Genomic DNA, 26,755 nt, shown 5'->3' on the forward strand with positions numbered 1-26,755 from the left:
GAACAATATTTTTTTCAAGATATGAAACATAGCACAGGAGGGAACATATCACTTGTGTTGATACTGTTCGTCCTGCAGCATCAGTCCTTCTCCAGGACACGTATTCCATTCAGAATTACTTCCTCCGTCATAAAAGCAAGCTCCTCGGAGGTCTCCTTCATACCGGTGCCCAGCCAATACTGGACCATTCCGATACAGCCCGACACGATAAAGGAATAATAGGCGTCAAAGGCATCAGCGTTGCGCAGAGACTTCAGGGCCTTCCAGTCATTGAGGCATTTCTCACGCACGATATGTTTGAGGCGGTTTACAAAATTCAGGTCCCCGTTTTCTCCGATTAGGATCGAGACAATATCCGCATTCTCCTGCACAAGGGGATAGAGCTCCGCAAAGATCAGCGAAGGGCGGGACAGGAGATCCTGGGCCTGGTGATGGTTCAGCATATCCTCAAGATCTTTCAGCAGTTCATTTTCAATCTGTTCCATCAAATCGAATACATCTTTATAGTGTAAATAAAAAGTGCCTCGGTTGATGTCCGCCATATCGGCGATTTCTCTTACCGTAATATCCTGGACCCGTTTCTCTTTAAGCAGGGCGGTCAGGCATTCTCTCAGCATACGGCGGGTCTTCCTGATTCGCCGGTCAACGATCTCCTCTTTTTTGTCTTCTTTCATGACGTTTCTCCTTTTACAGCAGTCCGGGATATCCAGCCCGGCATTTTAACAAATGTCTGTTTTTGTCTATTTTGCACAAAAATCATTCATAATGAACATATTTAATAAAAGTGTCGTTTAATAGATTAGGCGTAAAAAAATGATTATTGTATAAATCTCCATGAGTTAGTATAATGCATTATAGCTTAGAAATAAACAAATGTCAATTATCATATTTGATGTTGCTTAGGAGGAACAAAGATGAAAAAAATCGTTATTTCCATAGGAAGGGAATTCGGCAGCGGCGGAAGGCGGATCGGGGAACTGCTGGCGGAAGAACTGGAGATTCCGTGCTATGACAGACATTTAATAGAGGAGGCGGCCAGCTGCAGCGGAATTGAGACAAAGGAGCTGGAGGACGCCGACGAGATGAAGGCCAACCGCTTACTGTTCAAGGTGCCTGCCAAGGCCAATCCGTTTACGGGTTATGGAAAACCGATGAATGACACACTCTTTGCGATACAGTCCAGGCTGATTAAAAAATATGCAGACAAAGGCTCCTGCGTCATTGTGGGACGATGTGCGGATAAGGTGCTGGAGGATTGTGACGGGCTGATATCCGTATTTATTTACGCTCCGCTTCAATCACGCGTCCAGGAAGTCGGAAAACGCTATGAGACCGATGACGAGGAGGCGCTCTATCTGGTTCGTCAGGCAGACAAAATCAGACGGAATTATTACAACTACTATACAAAGAAGAAATGGGGAGACAGGAGCAGCTACGATCTGATGATCGACAGCAGCCATTTCTCGGAACGGGAAGTGGCTGCGATGATCCGGGCTCTGGTGGAGGAAAGAAAAGCCGTCTGGGAGGAAGAGAAATTTTCTTCACCGGATACGGCAGAACCGCAGGAACAATGCAGAAAGAGTGGGAGAGCAGATGGATAAGAACAGGATATTAAATCGTGATAATCAAACAGATTCAGGGAAAATAAAAAAAAGAAAGATGTTTGCACAAGCGGCTTTCTGCCTGGCGTTCACCCTTGGAACCGCAATGACTGCGCTGGCGGATGGCGGAAGCTTTCAGCAGAACGGCGAGGGCCGGTGGATGTACATAACGCAGGACGGCGCGGCAGCGGCTCCGGGTTGGATTCAGTCCGACGGAAACTGGTATAGAATCGGAGACGACGGATTCAGGCAGACCGGCTGGATCATGGAAGGCGACGCCTGGTATTACCTGGATGAGACAGGAGTGATGGCAACGGGCTGGAGAAGCATTGACGGAAAACATTATTATTTCCGCGACAACGGCACGATGCAGAACAGCACGCTCAGGAAAGACGATACACAGTATACCTTTAATGCGGACGGAAGTTTTTCAAGCGCCAGAAAAGAGAAAAATACAGGCGGCGGAGCCTATCCGGTGGCCTTTTACAATACCGAGCTTCAGGCGCTTGCGGATAATTTAAACGAGCTGAAAGAGGATTCGTTCGAAGGCGATGAGGAAGAGGACTATTACGAGGATGATAAAAAGAATTACGACAAGGATGCAAGTTACATCATAAACGGAAAGCTCCAGGAGATTGCGGAGCACCGTCTCGCTATGGCAAGGACGAAGGGCTATGGAAGCGGGAAAATACCGGATGAGGGAACCCTGGCCGATTATCTGAAATCGATTGGATATAACAGCGGCAGACGGATTATGGAAGTTTATCTGATGAATTGCGACGGGGCCGATGCGGCGGAAGAAAAGCTTTTGAGGAGCCATGACAGCGATGAAAAAAAGAGGTCTGATCGGGCTGTCTACTATAAAGAGATGGGCATTGCCCATGAAAAGGTCAATGGAAAAGATTATTTTATGGTCGTTTTCATGAGGTGACGGACAGGAGCAGGTAAACATGAGACTGAAATTTTTACATGATAAAAGAAAACAGCTTGAAGAAAAAAAGGGTTCCTTCTCTCTTCCTGTATTTATCATCGAGAGAAGCCGGATGATAGAGATAGTATTTGTGGTGGCCGTGCTCCTTTCCATGCTGGCCGCGCCCTTTGTCAATATCAATTATGACCTGACCAGATATCTTCCGAAGACGGTCCAGTCCAAAGCCGGCCTGGATCTGATGGAAGAAAAATTCGGATATCCGGGCACAGGAAGAGTCATGATAGATGACGTGACGCTTTACGAGGCAAAGCAGTACAAGGATAAGCTGGAAAAGGTGGACGGGGTCGACCAGATTATGTGGCTGGACACCGGCACAGACGTCTTTTCCGCAGACGCCTTTATCAATTTCAGCAGTATCGATGATTATTACAAAGACGGTTCGGCGGTTATGGATATCGTGTTTGATAAGGGAGATACCAGCCGCAAGACGTCGAAGGCTATCGACGCAATGAAAGAAATAACCGGGGAAAAGGGACATTATGTAGGCATGGCGGTACAGAACAAGTCGCTTGCCGAGAATGTGACGAGGGAGATGAAGATGATTCTCTCGCTGGGCGTGCTGATGATTTTCATTATCCTCTGCCTGACCACAAACTCCTGGTTTGAACCGGTGCTGTATCTGATTGTCATGGGAGTGGCGATTCTGATTAATAAGGGCACCAATATTTTTCTGGGAGAGATATCATTCCTGACGAACAGCGTGTCGGCTGTACTTCAGCTGGCGGTATCCATGGACTACTCGATTTTCCTGATCCATGCATTTACCAGGGAGAAAAACAAGGGACTCGATCAGATGAAGGCCCTGACCAATGCCATCAACGAAGCGCTGAACTCCATTTTCGCCAGCAGCCTTACAACCATTGTGGGATTTATCGTGCTTACCTTTATGAAGTTCAACATCGGCTTTGATATGGGCATTGTACTGGCGAAGGGAATTGTATTCAGCCTTCTGACCGTTGTATTCTTTATGCCGGCCATGATTCTGAGGCTGACGCCGATGATCGAGAAGACCGGCCACCGTTCTTTTATGCCGGGTTTTGATAAACTCAGCCGCGGGATTTACCGCATACGGTACGGAGTCCTGATCTTTGTGGCAATCTTCGTCATCCCTGCCTACACGGCCCAGAATATGAACAGTTTCCTGTTCGGCAACGACGCCGTAGGCGCCAGCGAGGGTACACAGGTATACGACGATGAACAGCTGATCAATTCGAAGTTCGGGCGCAGCAATATGATGATGGCGCTGGTGCCAAATACCTCGCTGATCGATGAAAAAGCGTTTACCAATGATGTGGAAGCGCTGCCCTATACAAAATCCGTGACTTCCATGGCCGGGTCTCTCCCGGACGGCGTTCCGGAAGAATTCCTTCCTGCGAGCATCACGGAGCAGTTACATAAGAACGACTATTCCAGAATCCTGATTTACGTCAGAAGCAAAGGTGAAAGTAAACTGGCTTACCAGTGCTCCGACGAAATCCAGGGTCTGCTTAAAAAATATTACCCGGAAGATTCCTACCTGGTGGGAACGACGCCGTCGACACAGGATATTGAGACGACAATTACAAAGGATTACAGCAGAGTCAATATTTTATCCCTGCTGGGCGTTTTTTTCGTCGTCATGTTCAGCTTTAAATCGGTTATCATCCCGGTTATCATCATGATTCCCATCGAGGTGGCGATTTTCATCAATATGGCGGTTCCTTATATTAAGGGAGATACGATGATATTTATGGGATACATCATCGTGAGCTGTATCCAGCTGGGAGCCACGGTCGACTATGCGATTCTGACGACGAACAACTACCTGGAATGCAGAAAAGAGGCGGAAAAAAAGGAGGCGGCCATCCTGGCGCTGAACAGGAGTATTCCAGCCATTCTGACATCCGGCTCCATTCTGACGATTGTGGGATATATACTCTATAACATTTCATCCGTGGCCGCCATCGGCGACCTGGGGCATCTGATAGGAAGAGGCGCCTGGATGAGTATGATTCTTGTATGTACGCTGATGCCGGCGTTCCTCGTTCTGTTTGACCATGTCCTGATGGATAATGAGTTTGAAAGAATCAGGAAATTCTTTGAACGCAGACGGATGAGACGGCGTGAGCGGTTTAAAATGCTGGCGGGAAAAGTGACGAAAACCAGAAAAAATGACAGAGATGATGAAGATGGTAAGGAGGCCCGAAAGTCATGAGACATAGAAGAAAAACAGCAGTATTGATGGTGGCGGCCACGCTTTCCATGAGTGTGGCGTCACCTGTCAGGGCGGCGGCTCCCCGTGTTCAGGTCGATGAGACAATGTATGTCAATATGGACTACTATGGAAAAACAACAACGGTCAACGTTGTGAAGGGCTGCAGCACAAACGGTGTGGAGCAGTACACGGATTACGGCATTTATGACAAGGTTGTCAATATGACGGATAAGACGGAACCAAAGCTCGGGGACGGCAGCGTCACATGGCAGCTTCCGGAAGGAAACAAACGGTTTTATTATCAGTGTACAATGCCGGAGGGTTCGGTGGATCTTCCGTGGACCTTTGACATTTCCTACAAATTAAACGGTGTGGAGGCTGAAGCCTCCAAGCTGGCCGGGGCATCGGGACTGGTAGAGATTAATGTGAAGGCATTTGCCAACAAAAATGCCAGAGCCTACTATAAAAACAATATGGTTCTGACCGTGGTGGTCCCGGTCGATATGGAGAAATGCTACAGCGTGGATGCCCCGGGCTCCCAGCTTCAGTCAATCGGCAATAATACGGTGGTTATGTTTGCTGCGCTGCCGGGTGAAGACGGGGACTATACGGTGCGTATCGGAACCGATAACTATGAGAGCGTCGGCGTTGTCATGATGATGGTTCCTGGTACGGTGGATGCGCTTAATAACATTAAGGATTTAAAAGAGGCCAAGGATACCTGGCGCGAAGATGGGGATAAAATGTACGACAGCATGAATGAGCTGCTGCGTTCGATGGAGGCCATGAAGACCGATGTAACCCAGGTCAGGGGCGGACTGAACTCCCTCGACAATGCCAGAGGACAGATAAACGGAAACAGAAAGCAGATTGAGGCCCTTTCCACCCAGGCACTGAATGATTTGGCCTCGGTGACGGAACAGACGTCGAAGGTGATTCCATACCTGGAAACAGCCAGAAGCGCGGTAACCGATATCAATGCAAATATGGATGCCATTTATAATACGATGGAAGACACCCAGGATGAACTGGACCGTCTGTACGACCGCCTGGGCGGGCTTAAGAGCTCCTTAAACTCCATATCGGATCGGATCAGCCAGGGAATTACGCCGGAAGAGCAGAAGCAGCTGGCGGACGCAATCACCCAGCAGACGGCGGAAATCCAGCAGATACTTGAAATCCTGGGCGGACAGCTGGGAGGAAGCGGAAGCGCTTACAATCTGGCGGCCGCGGACCTTGAGGAGCTGGAAGAAAGCCTGGAATCGGCGGATTCCTTCCGTTATAACAGAAAGAAAAAGGCAGAAGACGCTTCTGACAGTTCCGGTGCAGTAGATAACTCCGGCGCTGCCAATAATGCAGGGACAGCCGACAAAAACAGCGCGGCGGATGACTCCGGTTCCGCCAATAATACAGGAACAGCCGACAAAAACGGAGCCGCGGATAACTCCGGTTCCGCCAATAATACAGGAACAGCCGACAAAAACGATGCTGCGGATAACCCCGGCTCTGCAAATAACGCAGATGCATCCGATCTTCCCAATTCTGCCAATGAGGCTGATACAGCTGATAAAACGGAGTCGTCCGGCACATCCAATACGGCTGATAAATCAAGTACGGCCGATAAATCAAGTACGGCCGACAAGCCGGGTTTTGCAGACGGCGCAGATTCGGCAGCCGATCCAAAAGATACAAAAACTCCGGAAGCCGGTTCCGGCGGGGACGCAGATGTTCAGGCTTTTGGCGCGGCGGCGGACATTCAGGCTTTTGGAACGGAAGCGGATATGAATGCGCTTTCGGGCGGCCCTTCCGGCCTTCCGGGAAGCGGCGGTGTAAGTGACGATGATTTTGAGACATGGAGCGAAGAACTGGATCCTTACGCAGACAACGTGGAGGAAGTTCTCCAGTCACTTTCGGGAACGTCTTATCCGGCCGAGGCCGGAGCTATTCTCCAGAAAATCCAGGCCATGATTGGCGACGGCACGGCAGTACAGCAGTCGGCGGGCCAGGTAATTGGAAAGATTAATGCAGTGTGCAGCGACGTGGGGAATGTCGGTTCCAAGACGGCATCCACCGTATCAGCTCTCAGAAGCGTTACGGATGAACTGATCAATCTTTTAGACGACACCAGAGTCCTGATCGACACTACGGACAGTTATGTTCCCTCCATGCTGGATGCGCTTTCGGACACGCAGGAACTGATGAACCGCCTGACCAGGGCAATGGGCAGCACGCATGATATGCTGAGCCTTGTCAACTCCACGATGATAGCCGCAGGCGATTCTCTCGACGCAGGCACGAAGAACAGCCTGGAAGGCCTTCAGGGGCTGCTTGATAAGAGCCTGGCCACGCTCGACAGCATCACATCGGTGAGGACGGCAAGCGAGGGAATGAAGGATACTCTGGACGAACAGCTGGATAAGTATGAGGATGAAAATAACTTCCTGAACATGGATCCGGAGGCCGATAAGATTTCCTTTACCTCTTCTAAAAACCCGTCACCCCACAGTCTGCAGATCATACTCAGGACAGACGAAATAAACGATGACGACGAAGCCACCGACATTTCCGATATGGAAGATGCGGAGAACGAGGAAGCAGGCCCGTTTACCAGGATGTGGAGAGTGATTACAAAAATATTCCATGCAGTGATCGATATTTTTACAAACAGATAATAGAAGATGCGCGGGAGGCAGCCGGAAAACGGATGCCTCCTGTTGGTTTTTAAGCAGAATTTGCTGTGGCCTGACTAATATTCATATGTCGATATTTCAAAAAAAATACCGAAATAAACTCCTTGCATAAAAACGGATGTATATTATAATAGTAAAGTAAAATGTAATTATCCGGCGGAGAAGAATTATGCCCCTCGCAGGATTCTTTCTTACAAGTACGGGCGGCTTTGCCGCATAAAGATAAAGGCCTTTCTGGCAGAAAGATGGTAAATAGGATGAAGGAACGGAATATAGCTGTCAATGAGGCGGCGGAATATCTGGATCAGATACCGAAGTTTTCCAAAGAGAAGCACACTGTTGAGATGGTCAGGGAAATGCTGAGAATTCTGGGAAGTCCCCAGGATGATATGAAGATCGTGCACATAGCCGGAACGAATGGAAAAGGTTCCGTCTGCGCTTTTCTCTCCTCTGTTTTCAGGGAGGCCGGATATACGGCGGCCGTATTCACATCGCCTCATCTGCTTTCCATCACGGAGAGATTTGCCTTTAACGGTAAGGATGTGGACGACGAACTGTTCTTATATGCATACCGGAAAGTCCGGGACGCACAGGAAGAGTTTGAGAAGATAGGAGCGGGACATCCGTCCTACTTTGAGTTCCTGTTTTTGATGTTTATGGTGATGGTGAAGAAGTCACCCTGCGATTACGTAGTATTGGAAACCGGGCTTGGCGGCCGTCTGGATGCCACAAACTGTGTGGAGCATCCCCTGGCAACCGTGATTACGTCGATCAGCCTGGATCACATGGAATACCTGGGAGACACGGTGGAAAAGATTGCCGGGGAAAAGGCCGGAATCATCAAACCGGGTGTCCCCGTAGTATACGATAATACATCGGCGGAGGCGTCTGCGGTGATAAGAGCCAAAGCGGAGGAGATGGGCAGCAGGACCTGGCCGGTGGACAATACGTCCTACAGCGGCCTGGAGCTTGACGGCGGCCATCTGAAACTGATGGCAAAGCAGGCGGACGGCGGGACGGAGCATGCCCTCGATATCCCGTTTGCAGCGGAATACCAGGCGGTTAATTCCATGCTGGCCTTCCGTACGGCCGAGATCCTTGGAATTGACGCGGAAGTAATCAGCCGGGGTATTGGACATGCCGTATGGCCGGGGCGCATGGAACAGATTATGGAAAATGTATATCTCGACGGAGCCCACAACGAGGGCGGAATCCGCGAGTTTGCCAAAGCGGCCAGGGCGATCGCGGCGAAGCGCGGAGGCGGCAGAAGAATTCTTTTATTTGCCGTGGTTTCGGACAAAGAGTACCGTGAGATGGCCGAGATCCTCTGCCGGGAATTTATGCCGGACGTGCTGATCCTGACCCAGATCGAGTATGGACGCGGTCTGGATATCAGAAAGCTTAACGAGGCCGCCCATGACGCATGGAAGAAAGTGGACAGCCTGCTCGGACGGACGGAAGGCGCGGACAGGGCCGGCGGAGAGAGCGGCCATGATATACGCGTAATCCAGACCGTAGCGGAGGCGCTTAAGGAAGCATTAAGGGAGAAAAAACCGGAAGACACTGTTTTCTGTGCGGGTTCTCTTTACTTAATCGGAGAAATAAAAGATGTGCTGAGGAGGAATGAAGCATGAGTGACGAAGCGTTGACAATTGATTTTGATGAAGAAATAGAGCGTTTTAAACCCAGCCTTGAAGTGGAAGATATCGGCGAGGCAATTGTAAAAAGTGATTTAACAGACATGTCTGATATTATGATAGAACTTTTAAAGAGAATGAGAGAATAGGCGGTAAGAATGGATCAGATGAAAAAAATCCGCCTTGTTTCCAACAGCTTTTATAATGCAGGGCTGGAACTGGCGGGAAAAAGGGACTTATCAGGCGCGGTGCAGTATCTGCAGAAGTGCCTGAACCTGAATAAATACCATATTGAAGCAAGAAATCTGCTGGGATTAATCTACTACGAGATGGGCGAAGTGTCGGAAGCGCTTGTGCAGTGGGTTATCAGTATGAATTTCCAGGAGAATGACAACAGGGCGGACTATTACCTTGAACAGATACAGAGGAAGCCGGAACGCCTTGAACTGGCAAGCCAGAATGTAAAGAAATACAATCAGGCGCTGTTACAGGCACAGAGCGGCAGCGACGACCTTGCGGTGCTGCAGCTGACACGCGTCGTTGAAGCCAATCCCCGGTTTGTCAAAGCCCATCTGCTCCTGGCTCTTCTTTATATCAGCCATGAGGATTATACAAAAGCGGGCAAGTCACTCTACAAGGTGTTAAAGATTGACAAGAATAACCCCAAGGCATCCTGGTACATGTCCATTGTCAAGGCAAGGACCGGCAAGGCCGAGATAGAGCGCAGGAAGATCAAGAATGCGTTTTCCCACAGGCAGATGCAGGATGACGACGTTATTATCCCGCCCAGCTATAAGGAGAATACGGGATGGCAGTCTGTCCTCAACATCGGAGCTGGACTTCTTCTGGGAGCGGCCGTTATCTTTTTCCTCGTTATGCCTGCGGCTGCAAAAAAACTGAACAACGAGCATAATCAGGAAATTCTTCAGTATAATGAGCAGCTCAACCAGAAGAATGAAGAAATTTCCAACTTAAACAACAGCATCGTGACCTATAAAAGTGATAAAGATTCGGCGGAAGAACAGCTAAATAACTTCTTAAACAGCAATGAAAGCGTTGTCAATCAGTACAGTATCCTGGTAAAAATACTGCAGGCATACAGGAGCAACAATTTAACGGAGGCAGTTTCCCTCTATGCCGGATTTAACCCGTCCCTGTTTACCGATGAGACGGATCTGGCCATCGCTAATGCGATCAAACAGGATATTGAGACTAACGGCTATCAGACGCTGGAGGATTTGGCCTATACGATGTGGTCGGCCGGAAGAATGAGCGAGGCCCTGAATTATTATCAGACCTGCCTGAACATCAGGCCGGACAATCCCAAGGTTATCTTTAACATGGGTATGATCAACCGTTCCCAGGGACAGGCCGAGACGGCCATCCAGCTGTTCACCCAGATTGTGACCCAGTTTGCAGATTCGGAATATGCAGGCAGGGCGAGAACCCAGCTTGCCGAACTGGCGCCGCAGAGTGAGGCGGCGGGAGCTCCGGGACAGACTGCGCCGAACCAGACGCCGGCTGCCACGGAACCGCAGGGCCAGCAGGGAACAGGCGGAACTGCCGGTACGGACGGAGCAGGAACCACCGCTCCCGAAACACAGCCGGAAACCGCGGCCGGAAATGCCGGAGAAACCCAAGCCGGCAGTGAAGCCCCGGGTAACGGCGGAGCCAGTGGGGAGAGCAGCGCTGCCGGTGAGGGGCAGGATTAAGAAAGACCCGGAACCGATTAAATCAAATCATATAAATAAAAACGATAGAAAGACACTACGGAAGATAAGAAATTACGCCCGTAGTGTCTTTTTTTATATCATCGGACTCATTCTTGTTCCGATAGGGATTTTTTATCATTTAAGCAGTCGAAAGGAGCATAAAAATGCAGAATGAACTTTTTACCTATGAGGCGGATGGACAGGCGCTCATTATCCATCTGCCCAAGGAACTTGATCATCACAACTGCCGTAATCTGAAATATGAAACGGATCTTCTGTTGGAGGAGAACTATATTAATAAAATTGTTTTTGATTTCTCGCAGACGGAATTTATGGACAGTTCAGGGATTGGCGTTCTTTTAAGCCGGTATAAGCAAATGGAAGGCAGCCGGGGAACGGTGAGAATTTATGGGGCAGGCCCGAGAATTACGAGGATCCTGACAATCGGAGGAATTATGCGGCTGGTAAAAAAATGTGATACAAGGGAAGACGCAATTAATGGATAGGGAGGAGAATAACGTGAAGACGGGACAAAACATGCAGGAGATTCAGGAAAATATGGAGATAAAGGAACAGGAAACGAAAAAAACGCTCAGAAAAGAATGGATGAAAATGCAGATCGAAAGCCGGTCGGAGAATGAGGAATTTGCCAGGGTGACTGTGGCCGTATTTATGAGCCGCATGGACCCGACCCTGGAGGAAATCAATGATGTAAAAACCGCCGTGTCGGAGGCGGTGACGAACTGCGTGATTCACGGATACGGAAACGGGGAAGGAATCATTTACATAGAAACCGGCATCGAGGAGGACGAACTTTCAGTCTGGATCAGGGATGAAGGCAGGGGGATCGACAACATTGAAAAAGCAATGGAACCCATGTACACCAGCGATACCAGCGGAGAACGGTCCGGAATGGGATTTTCCTTTATGGAGGCATTCATGGATCGGGTGGAAGTGGAGTCGGAACCGGGCCGGGGAACTATGGTAAAAATGAAAAAGAAAATCGGCAGGTGACTCTATGGATGAGACCATGAAACTAATCGAGATGGCTCACAACGGGGATAAAGCAGCCAGAGAACGGCTGGTAATGGACAACGTAGGGCTTGTCTGGAGTATCGTCAGACGCTTTACGGGAAGAGGATGTGAGACAGAAGATTTGTTTCAGATAGGGAGCATTGGGCTTATCAAGGCGATTGATAAATTCGACACTTCCTACGAGGTGCGTTTTTCCACTTACGCGGTTCCGATGATCACCGGGGAGATTAAACGTTTTCTCCGGGACGACGGCATGATCAAGGTCAGCCGTTCTATTAAGGAACTGGGGATCAAGGTCAGCGTAGTGCGGGAGAGCTTGTCCGGCTCCCTGGGCCGGGAACCGACCCTGGAGGAAATTTCCGACGCCCTCGGGGCCAGCAAAGAGGAGGTGGCCGCATCCCTGGAAGCCGGATGCCAGGTAGAATCCCTCTATGCTCCATCCGGATCGGGCGAGGACAATACCTTGTCCCTGATCGACAAAGTGGCCGAAGAGCGGGAAGAAAACGAGATGCTCTTAGACCGCATGGTGTTGGGAGAACTCTTAAAATCCCTGGAAAAAAAGCAGCGTGAAATCATCGTTAGAAGATATTTTTACAACCAGACCCAGACGCAGATAGCAGAAATCCTGGGAATCTCCCAGGTTCAGGTATCACGGATGGAGCGGAAGATACTGAAGGAGATGAGGGAGAAGCTATGAAGTTAGTTGAGAGGCGAGGACGCCTCTGAAAGACGGCGGACGGGGAAGTGGGTTGGATGGATGAGTCTTCAGTCCCGGATTCCCCACCCGCGACAAAACTAAATCCGGGACTGAAGACTCACAACCTCTTTCTCACCATCCCGAACCCCGACCGTCCCGGCGGCGTTCTCATTTCTCAAATTTCCCCCACTTGTTTATAAATTATTGAACAGAAATTTTTGATTCCGACAGGAATAAAAATTTCTGTTTGAACCATACTATCCGTAAACAGTTCATAGGAAAAGGATGTGAAGTGACATGAATCTTAGAAAAAAGACAGGGATTATTATATTGCTTTGCTGTATGGCTGCCATTGTGGCGGTAGTGTGGTATTGTCTTCTGACTGTTGGCCGTAATTCTTCCCATATTGACGGGACTTTTGTTAAGAATATTGAGATACGGGAAGAAATGGAGATGGCGGCATGACACAGACAGTATATGTTAAACTCAGCCAGATTACCCAGGTCCATAAGAAGGATATTTTTCTGAGCGATATTGCAGAGGTTTACTGCAGTGATAAGAGCACGGCCAGCCGGTGCAAAGCGGTGAAGGTGCAGACGATCCATTCCGATCAGGAAAAGCGGTATATGGGGAGTATTGTGGATGTTGTCCAGAAGATATCAGAGAACGTTCCGGAAGCGGAAGTAAACAATGTGGGGGAAACTGATTTTATCATCGATTACCAGCCGTCTAAGAAACCCATGTATGCATGGCAGTGGATTAAAACGATTTTTGTCTGCCTCGTATGTTTTGCAGGAGCGGCTTTTGCAATTATGACGTTTAATAACGACGCGAGTGTGCTGGATGTGTTTAAGGAATTGTACCGTCTTGTTATGGGAAAAGAGTCAGACGGGATTACGATTTTAGAGACCTCTTACTCGATTGGTCTGGCGCTTGGTATTGTCGTTTTCTTTAACCATTTTGCAAAAATCAAGTTGAACACAGATCCGACGCCGCTGGAGGTGGAGATGCGTCTTTACGAGGATAATATCAATAAAACCCTGATTCAGAATGACGGAAGAAAGGAGTCTGGCATTGATGTTTCTTAGACAGTCCCTTCTGGCTTTTATCGGTCTTTGCGCCGGCGGCGTCATAGCGGCCGGCGTTTTTGCTTTTTTGGCTATCATTGGAGTGTTTCCGCGTGTGATAGGAAAGACGGGGACAAACAGGCATATTCTGCTCTATGAGACGGTGATTATTATCGGAGGTATATTCGGCAATGTGCTGGATATCTTTGAATTTCCAATGCTGTTTGGAGCCAGAGGACTTGGGATTCCCCTGCTGGGCCATCTCGTTCTGGGACTGTTCGGACTTGGCAGCGGCATCTTTGTCGGGTGTCTTGTCATGTCCCTGGCGGAGACTCTGAAGGCCCTGCCGGTAATCAGCAGGAGAATCAGGCTGGCCGTCGGGCTTCAGTATGTAATTTTGTCTGTTGCCCTCGGAAAACTCTTTGGCTGCCTCGTATATTTTCTCGGAGGCATGGGAAATTAAATCATGGGGACAAAACTAAATTGGCCGGAGAGAAAAAGTGAACAGATAAGACAGGAGGCATAACAGATGGAAGTAGATAAAAAACAATATGGGGATTACGTAAAACAGATAACACCTGTCCACAGCACCTTTAAAAATGTGCTGACGGCATTCGTAACGGGAGGTGCTATCTGTACGATTGGGCAGATTCTTCTGAACCTTTTTAAAGAAAACGGGCTGGAGAAAGATGCTGCCGCAGCATGGACGCTGCTCATTCTGATACTATTAAGCGTCACCCTGACGGGCTTAAACATATTCCAGAAAATCGCAAAGTTCGGCGGAGCCGGGGCTCTTGTTCCAATCACCGGCTTTGCCAACTCGGTGGCGGCTCCGGCAATCGAGTACAAGGCCGAGGGACAGGTATTCGGAGTAGGCTGTAAGATATTTACGATTGCCGGCCCTGTTATTCTCTACGGCGTTCTGGTATCATGGGCGCTTGGAGTGATCAGCATGATATTCGGCTTTGGGCTTTAAAAGTGAAAGGAAAGGAGCAGTTGAGATGCAGAAGGGAAAAGCCAGTGTAAAATTTGAAAACCAGCCGGTGATACTGGGAGCGGCTTCAATCGTCGGTGAGAAGGAGGGGGATGGCCCGCTGGCCGCCTGCTTCGACAGGATAGAGCCGGATCCCATGTACGGTCAGGATAACTGGGAAGCGGCAGAGAGTGAATTTCAGAGGCAGACAGCTCTCAAATGTCTGGAAAAATCGGGGCTTCGCGAAAGCGAAATCAGATATCTTTTTGCAGGCGATTTGTTAGGCCAGATTGTGGCCACCTCCTTTGGAGTCCAGGATCTCGGAATACCGATGTTTGGTCTCTACGGCGCCTGTTCAACAATGGGGGAGGCCATGATGCTGGGCTCCATGATTGTTAACGCAGGCTATGCCGACCGCGTTATGTCGCTGGCATCCAGCCATTTTGCATCCGCCGAGCGTCAATTCCGCTTTCCGCTTGCCTACGGAAACCAGAGGCCGTTTTCCACAACATGGACCGTCACAGGCTGTGGCTCCGTCATCATAGGAAAGGACGGAAAAGGAAGTCCGGCGGCACAGGAAAAGGCATATGCCAAGATAGCGGGAGCCACGGCGGGAAAGATTGTGGATATGCAGTCCAGGGACTCCATGAACATGGGGGCTGCGATGGCAATGGCCGCAGTAGACACAATCCTGCAGAATTTCCGTGATTTCAATGTAGATCAGAACTATTACGACAAGATTATTACCGGAGACCTGGGTGCCGTGGGACAGAATATCCTGTTTGATTTCATGGATCAGGCCGGATACGATGTGAAGGGAATCCACATGGACTGCGGTATGACAATCTTTGATTCGGCCACCCAGGACACCCATTCGGGCGGAAGCGGCTGCGGCTGTTCGGCTGTGACGCTGTGCGGTTATATCCTGCCGAAGATCAGGAGCGGAGAGTGGAAGCGGGTGCTCTTTGTGCCTACCGGAGCCCTCCTTTCGCAGATCAGCTTCAACGAGGGGCAGAATGTCCCGGGAATTGCCCATGGGGTGATTTTGGAGCATATAGGAGGCTGAACATCGAATCCGGGAAGAAGATCCGAAATGGAGGAATAAATTTATGGATTATGTAAAGGCGTTTATCGTGGGCGGACTGATTTGCGCGGCGGTGCAGATTCTGATGGATAAAACAAAACTTCTGCCGGGCCGCATTATGGTGCTGCTCGTAGTGACAGGCTCCATCCTGGGCTGGATTGGAATCTACGAACCATTTGCCGAGTGGGCCGGAGCGGGAGCCACAATACCGCTTCTGGGCTTTGGAAACAGCCTTTGGAAGGGCGTCAGCGAAGCTATCGGCAAGGATGGCCTGCTGGGTCTTTTTAAGGGTGGTTTTACGGCAGGTTCCGCAGGAATATCCGGGGCGCTGATCTTCGGGTATTTTGCATCCCTGATTTTTAAGCCCAAACTAAAGGATTAAAAGAGAGACGGGTCCCGTTAGGGAGCCGGTTAGAACTGGACAGAGAGACAGAGCTCAGGAAAGCCCATGTGCTGCGGCACAGACGGCGCTGCGGTCTGTCTCTTTTTGAGCGTCTGCGGAGCCGCCGCGGTCTGCCGATTACTGTACGGCACTCCACGTTTTGAGGGCAGATAAAAATACTTGACAAAATCATGTAATTGGCTATACTTGATATTATCAAATAAAAAACAAATCAATTGTAGTAAAAACAGATCAAACGGATGAAACAAATCAAATATGGCAATCAAATCAAACGGAGGTTATCATGTACCAGACATTTGCCTATTACACTTCGATTTTCAGGGAAGATTTTACAACATTTTGTAAGGGGGAACTTCAGAAGGAGGGAATTTCCCTGGGACTATTATATTTTCTGATTTACATTGGGAAGAAACCGGGCTGTTCACAGCGGGAGATGGCGGCGGCCGTCCGCTCGGATGAAGGATATGCGGCCAGATCGGTGGAGAAACTTCTGCAGGACGGCTTTATAGGGCGCAGACGTCATGAGAAGGACAGGAGGATGGTTCTTCTGACACTTACGGAAAAAGGGGAGCAGACCTTTGAAAAGGCCCATTCATTATTTAAAGAGTGGGACAAAAAAGTGCTGTCCGCCTTGGATGAGAAGGAAAAAGAGCAGCTTTTTGCCATGCTTAAAAAGATAAAGGAAGCAGGGGAGGGAACGGGATGTACGAAATGATCAATTCTCCATTTACGCTCCGCGGTCTGACGCTCAAAAACAGGATTATATTTGCTCCGACCACGATGGGACTGAAGGAGGAGGAGTATCTGGAACGGATGGGCCGGATAGCCGCAGGAGGCGCGGCAATGCTGACAGTAGGGGATGTTCCCGTCCTGAGGCACAGTCTGTTTGAAAAATCGCTGTACAGCAGGAAGGGATTTGAATTCTACAGCAGGCTGACGGATATCATACATAGAAACGGGGCAAAAGCCTGTGCCCAGCTTCATGTGTCGGATTCCGACTTAAAAGGAATGCTCCGCTATATACCGGGAGTCCTGACGAAGAAAATTACGCCCGACCGGCTGAGGTTTTTGATGAATGAGAGAACCGGCCCATATATCAGCCGAATCCCCGAAAAAAGGGTGAAGGAGATTACGTCATCCTTTTCGGAGGCGGCAAAACTGGCTGAAAAGGCCGGTTTCGACATGATACAGATTCACGGAGACAGAATGTGCGGAAGCTTCAGCTCCGCCGTTTTTAATCGCAGGAAGGACTGCTACGGCGGCTCTGCCGAAAACCGCGCCAGATTCGCGTCTGAGGCCGTCGCGGCCGTGAGACGGGCGCTTCCGGACATGCCTATAGAGTATAAGCTGGCTGTGCGCCAGGAGAATCCCCACTACGGCAATGCGGGAATCCTGCTGGAGGAACTGCCGGTCTTTCTGCCAATTCTTCAGGATGCCGGTGTGGACTGCTATCATGTAGCCCTGGCGGATCACACTTTACTGTCGGATACGATACCGCCGAAATCCCATCCGTATTTTTCGGATGAAGGCTGTTTCCTGAAATACTGCGACGAGGTGAGGAAATATACCTCCCTTCCGGTCTGTGGGGTAGGCGGGCTGACCAGTCCGGACTTTATAGAAGAACAGCTTCAAAAATCCAGAATCGATTATGCCGCCATGAGCCGCCAGTTGATCGCCGATCCGCAGTGGCCGGCAAAGACGGCAGGAGAGAACCAGGAGAAAATAAGAACCTGCGTCCGGTGTAACAGGGAATGCCTGGGAGGAATGATGGAACACAGGGGAGTTCATTGTATTTACGACGGAAGACAGGAGGAAAAAAAATGAAATATACAATCGTATACAGCAGCAGGACGGGAAATACAAAAATGCTGGCGGATCAGGCGCTGGCGGTATTCAGAAATACAGGAGAGGGAGAATGTCTCTTTTACGGGGACGCGGCCGCCGCTTTGCAGGAAGGACAGAAGAGAGGGGAAATCGCAGAACGGGCCGATATTCTCTGCGTCGGTTTCTGGACCGACAAGGGGAATGCGGACGCCGATGCCCTTGCCTTTCTAAAGACGCTGGGAGAAATGGTTTCAGTTCCGGGAAAGCTGATTCTCTTCGGTACGGCCGGCTTTGGTTCCGACCAGTCCTATTATGACAGAGTGATCGGAAACATCGCTCAGGTACTGCCTAAAGCCGTGAATCCGGCCGCGTATTTCATGTGCCAGGGCAGGATGGCCTCCACCGTGCTGGAACGCTACCAGGCTATGCTGGAGGCCGATCCCGGGGACGGCAGGGCCAGTCGGATGATAGAAAATTACCATGCGGCCTTGTCCCATCCGGGACAGGAAGATTTCACCGCATTTAAGCAATTTTTGGAGAAAATAATTGGAACCAAGTGAAAACCAGCCCGGGCCGCGAAAGACAAATGTATTTATCTGTCTTTCGCGGCCCGGGCTGATTTTATGCCGCCTTTAACCGTTTGGTCCCGCCGGGACGATCGGGATAGTATTGCCGTCCCCGGAGGAATGCGGATAAGTATAATATTCATTGGCCGGCCGCGAGTACGGGGCCGTAGTTTCAGGAATATAACCGGGGCCGTAGGGGATGTCGCTTCCTTCCGCTCCCGAAGGATCGATAATCGTGGAAGAGCCGTTATGTACGGTACAGTAATCCGGCATTGCGTAGTAAGAGTCGTCGGTAATACCCTCATCCGCCGGTACAGCCATAAAGGTGCGCGCCTCCTGCTGGTCCTCCGGACAGAATGCGGTAGGACGTCCGCCTGACGCCGTGCAGACAGTGACTCTCACATGATGGTCACAGGCCTCGGTTGGGACGGTTCCCTTGGCAAAATACTCGGTGTAGACGGCATTGCCTCTCGGGTCACTGCTGCAGACGCCGGATACGGCCAGCTTGCCTGATTTCCTGCACACTTGGGCAGTCTCAATACTGTCGGGTACGGGGAAGCCGGGATCGGAGAGCCCTTCGTGGACCCTGGTCATAATCTTGCGCCAGATACGTTTCGTAAAGCTGGTGCCGCCGTTTATGTTGCCGCGTGAATCCTTCAGTTTCTGGTTGTTGTCGCATCCGCCCCAGATACCTGCGGTATAGTACGGGGAATAGCCGACAAACCAGATATCTTTATTATCTGTTGTGGTTCCGCTCTTTCCGGCGGTCGTCATGCCCGGGACTGCAGCCGCGGTTCCGGTTGCATTGACACCGGCGCCGGGTCTTGAATAGAGGACATTACTCTGCATAACGTCCGTCATCGCGTCGGTCAGCAGGAAAGCGGTGGAGTCCTTTAATACTTGTCTTGTCTCAGGCACATTTTCAATCAGTACCTTGCCGTTGCGGTCCAGAATTCTAGTAAAGAAAATCGGTTTTGTATAGGTGCCGTTGTTTGCAATGGAAGCAAACGCATTAGTCAGTTCCAGGTTTGTAACACCCTTTGTAATACCGCCGAGGGCGGTCGACAGGTTCAAATCAGAGGAGACGAGGGTGGTAATGCCGAGCTTCTCCGCATATTCCACACCGAGCTGGGGCGTTACCGTCTCAGCCATGCACCGCAGGGCGATAATGTTCATAGAATAAACGATACCGTCACGGATGGAGTGATATCCTTTGTAGTCGCTTCCCCACCAGTTCCTGAATGTTTTGGTGCCTACCGTATAAGAGGCATCGTAGTATACGGAGGCAAGCGTCGCTCCGCAGGTGTCGATGGCCGGCGCAAAGGATGTAATTACCTTGAAGGTCGATCCCGGCTGTCTCGGCGTGTTGGTGGCCCTGTTTAAGGTACGGTTCGCCGTCTTCTCGCCGCGTCCGCCGCTGATAGCCTTGACATAGCCGGTGGACTGCTCGATCAGGACAAAGGATGCCTGAGGCTGAAGCGTGATATGGGAGGATTCTCCAATCACCTGATCGCCTTCCTTCAGCAGATACGCCTTGTATTCATCGATCGCCGCCTGTATCTCGGCCTCACTGTCAAACAGGCCTTCATAGCTTGTCTGTCCCTTGACCTGACGGAAATAGGTCTTCATTGTCTCCTGGGAGAAATGCTCCGTTGTCCCGTCCGCATGTGTGACGGAGAGACGGTATTCCACGGAAAGACGGGCTGCGTCGTAGTTTTCCGGATTATTGATTTCCTCGTCCACGATGGCCTGTATGGCCGGATCCTGAGGCGTTTCAATCTGGAGCCCGCCGCTGTACAGCAGATTGTAGGCCTGGGTGTTCGTATAGCCGAACTCCTCTTTCAGGGCTTCCGTCACCTGCTCGATGAGCTCGTCCGTATAGTAGGAGTAAGGGGTGGTATTCTCCTTAATTGCGAGATCCACGTTCTGGATACGGGAATAAACGTCGTCGGCCAGAGCCTCCTCCTGTTCTTCCTTTGTAATATATCCCTGGTTGTACATCTCCTGGAGGATGACTTCCCTGCGCTCCGCATTGTCCTCGGGGCCGGATACCGGATTTAAACGGGCCGGGTTCTTCGTGATGCCTGCGATAACGGCGCATTCGGAAAGTGTCAGTTCCGATACATCCTTATTGAAATACCGCAGGGCCGCGGCCTTGACGCCGAGGGTGTTCTTTCCGAGGTTAATCGTGTTTAAGTAGTTGGTAAGAATAATTTTCCGGTCTACATTCTTTGTGAGCTGTAGGGCCAGGTACTGTTCCTGTATCTTTCGTTCAATCTTTGCGCCGTCGCTGGTCTCCATACCGCCGTTAAACACGGTGTTCTTGATGAGCTGCTGGGTCAGGGTGCTGGCTCCGCCGCTGTAATTATGGGTCAGGACGCCGACTGCTGCCCTGGTGATGGAGCGGAGGTCGATTCCGTTGTGCTGCCAGAAACGGGAGTCCTCAATTGCCACAAAGGCGTCGATGAGATCCTGCGGCAACTCGTCATAGGTAGCTTCAATACGGTTGGAATCGGTGCCTATCAGAGTATCGGTTACCTCGCCGTTCGCGTTATAAATAGTGGAAAAATAACCGCTGGGTGCGAAGCTGTCCGGATTAAAGTCCGGCGAACTGTCGATAATTCCTTTCAGCATACCGATCCCTGTGCTGATTCCCGCTGCTGTAATAAAGAGAAACAGGACAAAAACCGTTTTAAAAAAAGATAAGAATACCTTATTTGTATATTTTTTCTTCCGGGAGCTGGCTGCCTTTATTCTTCGTTTAGTTGATTTTCTGCCATAATTCATAGGAGCCTCCTTTATAAGCTATCATTATAGCAAAAGTTACCTGATAAATAAATACTATTGTCATGAAATTTTTTTTACGTTATTATGAACAGAGAGGCTTTTACGTTACTGTCCTCAGGCGGAATTCCGTGCACCGCAAAGTATGCTGCCGGGCATGCAGGGGGACAGTGACGAAGACAGGGAAGGGAGCAAAAAATGTGAAAGCTGCATATTTTCAGTGTGGAAAAAGGGCCGGTTCCCATAGTGTAAAGCCGGGATGCAGGAGGTAACAGATGAAAGAAAATTACAGAATCCTTTATGAGGGGGGAGAGGGAGAGATTGTGGAGAAAAAGTCGCGTTTTATTGCCACAATCCGCCCGGTGGAATCCGAGGGCGAGACCGTCTCCTTCATAGCGGAAATGAAGAAAAAATATTGGGACGCGACCCACAACTGCTCTGCTTTTACGGTGGGGGAGAACTTTGAGATTTCCAGGTGCAGCGACGACGGGGAACCTGCCCAGACGGCGGGAAGGCCGATGCTCGACGTGCTTCTTGGGGAGGAGATCCATAATGTCTGCGCCGTCGTAACGCGTTATTTCGGCGGAACACTCCTGGGGACGGGCGGCCTGGTCCGGGCCTACTCCGGGGCGGTCCAGGAAGGGCTTAAAAACTGCGTGATCCTGGAGAAAAAACTGGCCGAGAAACTGGAGCTTAAGACAGATTACAGCGATCTTGGGAAAATACAGTATATCCTTGCGGAACAGGGTATTACGGTACTTGGAAGCGATTATAGCGATAAGGTGGTCCTCACCGTGCTGGCGCCGCTTTCCGAGGCGCAGGGACTTAAGAAAAAGCTGACGGAAGGAACAGGTGGCCGATGCCTTATCGAGCTTCTCGACAAGGTGTACTTTGGGGTAACCGGCGGTGAGACCGTCATCTTTTAGATGGGCTCACCCTCCCGTACAGCAGTCCGTATGGCCGGATATGATAAGGAGGGCTATAGCCCATAGCATCAGGGTTGCAAGAATCAGAAGAAGAGTCACGGGGCCGTTCCATTCATACGTAATTTTCTTTCTCCGGCTGCGCAGCAGATACACGCCGCACAGGAGCAGCACCGATAGGAAACAGAGAGCGGTGATAAACAGCAGCGCCATGGGAATAAAGACCTGCATATCATTATGCATGGCGGCCAGATCGGGTGCAATCCACTTTGCATAGATGACGGCCGTAACAATTTCACATAGTATGATGAAAAGATAACACTTATTTTCGTTATTGATATGACCCATATGCCGCCTCCTGTAAGAACGATTTTTTTGCCATAACTGAATTATATTGCAAAGCCGCCGGAATGGCAATGCGAAAAGACCCCAGGAGCGCGGCATCCCGCTCTTGGCAGGCTTTAAACTGCAGCCGTAACTGTCGAATGCAGGTATAACCTTAACAAATATGGTGTTTTTGTAAAAAAAACGTTCAGATTCCCCTTGAACTCTTCTATATTTAATGTTACAATGAGTAACTGTGTAAAAATATGTAAAATTAGCACAGTTACTGTTTGGCAGGAAAGAGAGATAGATTATAATATGAAAACAAAGCGTGAAGATGTCAGAAACATTGCAATAATAGCACACGTCGATCATGGTAAAACAACACTGGTTGACCAGCTTTTGAGACAGAGCGGAATATTCCGCGCCAATCAGGAGATGGTAGACCGCGTTATGGACTCCAATGATATTGAGCGGGAGCGCGGTATTACGATTTTGTCCAAGAACACGGCCGTCAACTATAACGGCACGAAGATTAATATCATCGATACCCCAGGCCACGCCGATTTCGGCGGCGAAGTGGAGCGTGTGTTAAAGATGGTGAACGGAGTTGTCCTGGTGGTGGATGCCTACGAAGGCGCCATGCCGCAGACCAAATTCGTTCTGAGAAAGGCACTGGATCTGGATCTTCCGGTTATTGTCTGCATCAATAAAATTGACCGTCCGGAGGCAAGACCGGATGATGTTGTGGATGAGATCCTAGAACTGTTCATGGATCTGGACGCATCCGATGAGCAGCTTGAGTGTCCGTTCATCTATGCATCGGCCAGAGCCGGATTTGCCAAGAAGGACGTGAACGATCCGGAAGTGGATATGTCCCCGCTTTTTGAGACAATCCTTGAGTACATCCCGGCGCCGGAAGGAGATCCGGAGGCGGAGACCCAGGTTCTTATCAGCACCATTGATTACAATGAATACGTGGGCAGAATCGGTGTCGGCAAGATTGACAACGGCTCCCTGAAGGTAAACCAGGACTGCGTGATTGTAAACCATCATGAACCTGATAAATTCCGCAAGGTGAAAATTGGAAAACTCTATGAGTTTGAAGGCCTTAACAAGGTTGAGGTGACGGAGGCGCAGATCGGTTCCATCGTTGCGATTTCCGGTATTTCTGATATCCATATCGGAGATACGATCTGTTCCCCTGAGAACCCGGAGGCCATCCCGTTCCAGAAGATTTCAGAGCCGACTATTGCCATGGATTTCATGGTAAATGACAGCCCGCTGGCAGGCCAGGAGGGCAAATTCATCACCTCCCGCCATATCAGGGAGAGACTGTTCAGAGAGCTTAATACGGATGTCAGCCTCAGGGTGGAGGAGACGGATTCCCCGGACTGCTTCAAAGTATCCGGACGAGGAGAGCTTCATCTGTCCGTCCTGATTGAGAATATGAGAAGAGAAGGTTTTGAATTCGCCGTCAGCAAAGCAGAGGTTCTCTATCATTACGACGAGAGAAACAGGAAACTGGAGCCGATGGAGGTTGCCTATATCGATGTGCCGGAGGAATTCACGGGCGCGGTAATCCAGAAACTGACCAGCAGGAAGGGAGAACTTCAGGGCATGAGCCCGATTGGAGGCGGATATACACGCCTTGAGTTTGCCATCCCGTCCAGAGGACTGATCGGATACCGCGGCGAATTTATGACGGACACAAAGGGGAACGGAATCCTGAACACCAGCTTTGACGGATACGGACCTTTTAAAGGAGAGCTAAACTACCGCAAGCAAGGCTCCCTGATCGCATTTGAGGCCGGAGAGTCTATCACCTACGGACTTTACAACGCCCAGGAGAGGGGATCACTCTTTATCGGTGCAGGCGTAAAGGTATATTCCGGAATGATTATCGGCCAGAGCGCCAAACCTGAGGATATCGAGCTGAATGTCTGCAAGACGAAGAAACTGACCAACACACGTTCTTCCAGCGCCGACGAAGCGTTAAGATTGACCACCCCGAAGGAAATGAGCCTGGAGCAGTGCCTTGATTTCATCGATACCGATGAACTTTTAGAGGTAACGCCTACAAGCCTCAGAATCCGCAAAAAGATTCTGGATCCGACCATGAGAAAGAGAGCTGCAATCAGCAGAAAAGACAAGGGACAGTAGAAAAGACAGGAACCGGTAAATGACAGGAACAAACAGGGTTAACCGGTAAGGATATATCATTTAAACATTAAAGACGCTCCAGGAAGCTGTTAGACGGCCTCCGGGGTGTCTTTTTGTGTATGGATAAAAATTCACTGGACATAATTTCAAAAAGGGCGTTGACAGCCTGTGCATATGACATGAGAATGAGCGTTATACCTCAATTTTTGTACCGGCAATTTCCACAAAACAGCCTGTCGTATACAGGCGCATTTACTAAAAAAACCACGTTTATCCGACAGGGGGCATCATATTGCAAAAGAGATGTATTTTTACTCTTTGATTCGACAGCCGCGCTGTCTTTTCCTGTAGAAATTTTACTTCTTCTTTTTCTTCTAAAAAAGAAATATCCGCATAAACATAATATTAGCAATTGGATTAGCTCTGTTTTTAAACAGAGGATTGCAAGATAAAAGAATAGAAAAGAAATATAGTGGAAAGAAAGAGGAGAGAAGTACTATGTCAGAAAAAGTGATTGAAAACAACAGGGTAAGCGTAATTGGTGAAGTGGTTTCAGAGTTCAAGTTCAGCCATGAGGTATTCGGGGAAGGTTTCTATGTAGTTGACATGGCTGTCAGCAGGCTGAGTGATCAGGTGGATATCATTCCTCTGATGATATCGGAACGCCTTATGGATATAACAAAGGATTACCAGGGCTGTACGGTGGAAGCCATCGGACAGTTTCGCTCCTATAACCGCCATGAGGGTACTAAAAACAGGCTGGTGCTTTCCATTTTCGTTCGTGAGGTAAACTTCCTGGAAGAGTTCACGGATTATACAAAAACAAATCAGATTTTCCTGGACGGCTATATCTGCAAAGAGCCGATTTACAGGAAAACACCGCTGGGCAGGGAAATTGCGGACCTTCTTCTGGCCGTCAACCGTCCTTACGGAAAATCAGATTACATACCCTGCATCGCGTGGGGAAGAAATGCCAGATATGCTTCGGGATTTGAGGTTGGCAGCAGGGTCTGCGTATGGGGCCGTGTGCAGAGCAGGGAGTATACGAAGAAGCTGAGCGACGTGGATTGTGAGAAGAGAGTGGCATATGAAGTATCTGTAAGCAAACTGGAATGTGTGGAGCAGGAATAGGTAACATACTTGCAAAACCGGTAAAAATGTGCTAGAATAAGTCGGCCTGGTAAAAGTAACGGTAAAACACATATAAAGAGGTGCTGAATATGGATAAAGGAATTGTTCAGATAATCTGCGGCGATGGGAACGGTAAGACATCCATGGCTCTGGGTAAGGGTATCGGAGCGATGACAAAGAATAAAAGGGTCATTATGATCCAGTTCTTAAAAGGAGCCTTGAGTCCTGAAACATCAGAGTGGCTTAAACGGCTGGAACCGGATATGAAGGTGTTCCGTTTTGAAAAACAGAGCTGCCATTTTTGCACGCTGAACGAAGCCCAGAAGCAGGAAGAGCGGGTTAATATCTGTAACGGCATCAATTTCGCGAAGAAAGTCCTTACCACCGGCGAATGCGATTTGCTGATACTGGATGAATTCCTCGGCATCCTGGATTTGGGCCTGATGGCAATGGAAGACTTTGCGGGTATGCTTGCCCTCAGGGAAGAGAACGTAAGTCTGATATTGACGGGAAAGGTGTGCCCGCCGGATTTGTGCGGATACGCCGATACAGTTACACGCATTGACAACGACGTAGACTGCTGAGCAATTACCGTCCCGCTGTGAGGCGGAATTTATAAACGTCACGGTTGACAAGAATAGAAAGTAATGATAATATAGGAACAAATATATTGAGGTAGAGGTTGCGTCAATCATCAGTAAGCGGCCGGATGTGGCAGACACAGTAGATGACCGTTGAAAGGGAAAGACGCCGAAGAGCAGCACCACTGTGAGTGCGGTTCTGGGCATATGGTGAATAATCATATGACTGTCATCAGGAACGATGGGGAGCTACGGGATAATTTGTGTACATTATGAGCTGGCCGACGTGCCAGCTTTATTTTTACTGATTAGCAATGAAAAGCTCGCAGAACGTATTTTTTCGTTGCTTTTGGAGTCCCGGATAAACCAGGAAGT

The 26,755-nt window shown here is 49.6% G+C and carries 26 protein-coding genes and 1 riboswitch; of the genes, 23 read left to right on the forward strand and 3 right to left on the reverse strand.

What is annotated here, in order from left to right; all coding sequences use genetic code 11:
- Positions 1–80 precede the first annotated feature (80 nt).
- Positions 81–674, reverse strand: a complete 594-nt coding sequence (locus tag EJL91_RS00055; protein ID WP_125139937.1) for a TetR/AcrR family transcriptional regulator — start codon at positions 672–674, stop codon at positions 81–83.
- Between the two features lie 240 nt (positions 675–914).
- On the opposite strand from EJL91_RS00055, the gene EJL91_RS00060 reads away from it, so the two are divergent.
- The 19 genes from EJL91_RS00060 to bilS all read left to right on the forward strand — a co-directional run bounded on the left by EJL91_RS00060 (position 915) and on the right by bilS (position 18,468).
- Positions 915–1,601, forward strand: a complete 687-nt coding sequence (locus tag EJL91_RS00060; protein WP_125139938.1) for a cytidylate kinase-like family protein — start codon at positions 915–917, stop codon at positions 1,599–1,601.
- The gene (locus EJL91_RS00065; RefSeq protein ID WP_125139939.1) at positions 1,594–2,532 is read left to right on the forward strand and encodes a cell surface protein; all 939 of its coding nucleotides are present in this window, start codon (positions 1,594–1,596) and stop codon (positions 2,530–2,532) included. The genes EJL91_RS00060 and EJL91_RS00065 overlap by 8 nt, the downstream gene beginning before the upstream one ends.
- Before the next feature lie 19 nt (positions 2,533–2,551).
- On the forward strand, positions 2,552–4,786 hold the full coding sequence (locus tag EJL91_RS00070) for an efflux RND transporter permease subunit (RefSeq protein WP_125139940.1): 2,235 nt from the start codon (positions 2,552–2,554) through the stop codon (positions 4,784–4,786).
- Positions 4,783–7,458: a coiled-coil domain-containing protein gene (locus tag EJL91_RS00075; protein WP_125139941.1), complete on the forward strand. Its 2,676-nt coding sequence runs from the start codon at positions 4,783–4,785 to the stop codon at positions 7,456–7,458. Before EJL91_RS00070 ends, EJL91_RS00075 begins: the two co-directional genes overlap by 4 nt.
- 275 nt (positions 7,459–7,733) lie before the next feature.
- Positions 7,734–9,110 carry a bifunctional folylpolyglutamate synthase/dihydrofolate synthase gene (locus tag EJL91_RS00080; protein WP_243125188.1) on the forward strand — a complete coding sequence of 459 codons (1,377 nt, stop codon included), beginning with the start codon at positions 7,734–7,736 and terminating at the stop codon, positions 9,108–9,110.
- Positions 9,107–9,262, forward strand: a complete 156-nt coding sequence (locus EJL91_RS24430; protein ID WP_164516715.1) for a hypothetical protein — start codon at positions 9,107–9,109, stop codon at positions 9,260–9,262. The genes EJL91_RS00080 and EJL91_RS24430 overlap by 4 nt, the downstream gene beginning before the upstream one ends.
- Before the next feature lie 9 nt (positions 9,263–9,271).
- Positions 9,272–10,825, forward strand: a complete 1,554-nt coding sequence (locus EJL91_RS00085) for a tetratricopeptide repeat protein (RefSeq protein WP_125139943.1) — start codon at positions 9,272–9,274, stop codon at positions 10,823–10,825.
- A gap of 164 nt (positions 10,826–10,989) precedes the next feature.
- On the forward strand, positions 10,990–11,331 hold the full coding sequence (locus tag EJL91_RS00090; protein WP_125139944.1) for an STAS domain-containing protein: 342 nt from the start codon (positions 10,990–10,992) through the stop codon (positions 11,329–11,331).
- Between the two features lie 100 nt (positions 11,332–11,431).
- On the forward strand, positions 11,432–11,839 hold the full coding sequence (spoIIAB, locus tag EJL91_RS00095; RefSeq protein ID WP_366925922.1) for an anti-sigma F factor: 408 nt from the start codon (positions 11,432–11,434) through the stop codon (positions 11,837–11,839).
- A gap of 4 nt (positions 11,840–11,843) precedes the next feature.
- On the forward strand, positions 11,844–12,557 hold the full coding sequence (locus EJL91_RS00100) for a SigB/SigF/SigG family RNA polymerase sigma factor (RefSeq protein WP_125139946.1): 714 nt from the start codon (positions 11,844–11,846) through the stop codon (positions 12,555–12,557).
- Positions 12,558–12,854: 297 nt separating this feature from the next.
- A complete protein-coding gene (locus tag EJL91_RS24435; RefSeq protein WP_164516716.1) occupies positions 12,855–13,022 on the forward strand; it encodes a hypothetical protein in 168 nt (55 codons plus the stop codon).
- Positions 13,019–13,645: a stage V sporulation protein AA gene (locus EJL91_RS00105; protein ID WP_125139947.1), complete on the forward strand. Its 627-nt coding sequence runs from the start codon at positions 13,019–13,021 to the stop codon at positions 13,643–13,645. Before EJL91_RS24435 ends, EJL91_RS00105 begins: the two co-directional genes overlap by 4 nt.
- Positions 13,635–14,087, forward strand: a complete 453-nt coding sequence (locus EJL91_RS00110) for a stage V sporulation protein AB (RefSeq protein WP_125139948.1) — start codon at positions 13,635–13,637, stop codon at positions 14,085–14,087. Before EJL91_RS00105 ends, EJL91_RS00110 begins: the two co-directional genes overlap by 11 nt.
- A 66-nt stretch (positions 14,088–14,153) precedes the next feature.
- Positions 14,154–14,600 carry a SpoVA/SpoVAEb family sporulation membrane protein gene (locus EJL91_RS00115; protein WP_125139949.1) on the forward strand — a complete coding sequence of 149 codons (447 nt, stop codon included), beginning with the start codon at positions 14,154–14,156 and terminating at the stop codon, positions 14,598–14,600.
- 25 nt (positions 14,601–14,625) lie between these two features.
- Positions 14,626–15,663 (forward strand): stage V sporulation protein AD, encoded by a 1,038-nt coding sequence (locus EJL91_RS00120; protein WP_125139950.1) that lies wholly within the window; start codon positions 14,626–14,628, stop codon positions 15,661–15,663.
- A 43-nt stretch (positions 15,664–15,706) separates the two neighbouring features.
- Entirely contained in the window at positions 15,707–16,063 is a 357-nt protein-coding gene (gene spoVAE / locus EJL91_RS00125; RefSeq protein WP_125139951.1) for a stage V sporulation protein AE, read from the forward strand.
- A 304-nt stretch (positions 16,064–16,367) separates the two neighbouring features.
- On the forward strand, positions 16,368–16,799 hold the full coding sequence (gene bilQ / locus EJL91_RS00130; RefSeq protein WP_125139952.1) for a bilirubin utilization transcriptional regulator BilQ: 432 nt from the start codon (positions 16,368–16,370) through the stop codon (positions 16,797–16,799).
- Complete coding sequence (bilR, locus tag EJL91_RS00135; protein ID WP_125139953.1) at positions 16,787–17,908, forward strand: bilirubin reductase; 1,122 nt, start codon at positions 16,787–16,789, stop codon at positions 17,906–17,908. Before bilQ ends, bilR begins: the two co-directional genes overlap by 13 nt.
- Positions 17,905–18,468: a flavodoxin family protein BilS gene (gene bilS, locus EJL91_RS00140; RefSeq protein ID WP_125139954.1), complete on the forward strand. Its 564-nt coding sequence runs from the start codon at positions 17,905–17,907 to the stop codon at positions 18,466–18,468. The genes bilR and bilS overlap by 4 nt, the downstream gene beginning before the upstream one ends.
- A 72-nt stretch (positions 18,469–18,540) precedes the next feature.
- Here the strand turns inward: bilS and EJL91_RS00145 are convergent, their stop codons facing one another.
- Positions 18,541–21,261, reverse strand: a complete 2,721-nt coding sequence (locus tag EJL91_RS00145) for a transglycosylase domain-containing protein (protein WP_125139955.1) — start codon at positions 21,259–21,261, stop codon at positions 18,541–18,543.
- 272 nt (positions 21,262–21,533) lie between these two features.
- Here EJL91_RS00145 and EJL91_RS00150 point away from each other — a divergent pair, with 272 nt between their 5' ends.
- Positions 21,534–22,184: a YigZ family protein gene (locus tag EJL91_RS00150; protein ID WP_125139956.1), complete on the forward strand. Its 651-nt coding sequence runs from the start codon at positions 21,534–21,536 to the stop codon at positions 22,182–22,184.
- 6 nt (positions 22,185–22,190) lie between these two features.
- On the opposite strand, the gene EJL91_RS00155 is transcribed toward EJL91_RS00150, so the two are convergent.
- Entirely contained in the window at positions 22,191–22,529 is a 339-nt protein-coding gene (locus tag EJL91_RS00155; RefSeq protein WP_125139957.1) for a hypothetical protein, read from the reverse strand.
- 294 nt (positions 22,530–22,823) lie between these two features.
- On the opposite strand from EJL91_RS00155, the gene typA reads away from it, so the two are divergent.
- The 3 genes from typA (at position 22,824) to EJL91_RS00170 (ending at position 26,383) form a co-directional block, all read left to right on the forward strand.
- Positions 22,824–24,668 (forward strand): translational GTPase TypA, encoded by a 1,845-nt coding sequence (gene typA, locus EJL91_RS00160; RefSeq protein ID WP_125139958.1) that lies wholly within the window; start codon positions 22,824–22,826, stop codon positions 24,666–24,668.
- A gap of 498 nt (positions 24,669–25,166) precedes the next feature.
- Positions 25,167–25,799 carry a single-stranded DNA-binding protein gene (locus EJL91_RS00165; RefSeq protein ID WP_125139959.1) on the forward strand — a complete coding sequence of 211 codons (633 nt, stop codon included), beginning with the start codon at positions 25,167–25,169 and terminating at the stop codon, positions 25,797–25,799.
- Positions 25,800–25,888: 89 nt separating this feature from the next.
- Positions 25,889–26,383, forward strand: a complete 495-nt coding sequence (locus EJL91_RS00170; RefSeq protein ID WP_125139960.1) for a cob(I)yrinic acid a,c-diamide adenosyltransferase — start codon at positions 25,889–25,891, stop codon at positions 26,381–26,383.
- An 84-nt stretch (positions 26,384–26,467) separates the two neighbouring features.
- A riboswitch (Lysine riboswitch) is annotated at positions 26,468–26,640 on the forward strand.
- The last annotated feature ends 115 nt before the right edge of the window (positions 26,641–26,755 follow it).

The organism is Clostridium transplantifaecale (genome assembly GCF_900626075.1).
Taxonomy (GTDB): Bacteria; Bacillota; Clostridia; order Lachnospirales; family Lachnospiraceae; genus Otoolea; species Otoolea transplantifaecalis.